The 519-nt window shown below is 62.8% G+C and carries 1 protein-coding gene; it reads right to left on the bottom strand.

The annotated features are described in order from the left end of the window. On the bottom strand, positions 1–519 hold a 519-nt coding region (locus AC1DS5_RS25625; protein ID WP_477721054.1), incomplete at both ends, for a tripartite tricarboxylate transporter permease.

The following is a 519-nucleotide window of genomic DNA, read 5'->3' as shown; positions in this document are numbered from 1 at the left end:
TCAGGTTGCCGATCCACATCGAGGCGATCATGCCCCAGACGAGTTCCGGCTGCTTCTGCATCACCTGCGGACCCGGCACGATGCCGTGGATGGTCATCGCGCCGACCATCAGCGCCATCACGGCGTTCGGCGGAATGCCGAGGGTGAGCAGCGGGATGAACGAGGTTTGCGCTGCAGCGTTGTTGGCGCTTTCCGGCGCTGCAACGCCTTCGATCGCTCCACGACCGAAACGCTTCGGATCCTTCGACAGCTTCTTCTCAAGCGTATAGGCCGCGAAGGATGCGATGACCGCGCCGCCGCCCGGCAGAATGCCGAGAATGGAGCCGAGCACGGTGCCGCGCAGAATTGCAGGCGCAGAGTCCTTCAAATCCTTCTTGGTCGGCATCAGGCCCGTGACCTTCTGCTGCACGAGCTGGCGATCTTCCTCGCCGCCCGCATCCAGGTTGCGGATGATTTCCGCAAAGCCGAACAGACCCATGGCGACCGTAGCAAAACCCAGGCCGTCAGCGAGTTCAGGGA

The sequence above is a fragment of the Polaromonas sp. P4_H1 genome (assembly GCF_056400945.1).
This window is presented reverse-complemented; position numbering and strand designations above follow the sequence as displayed.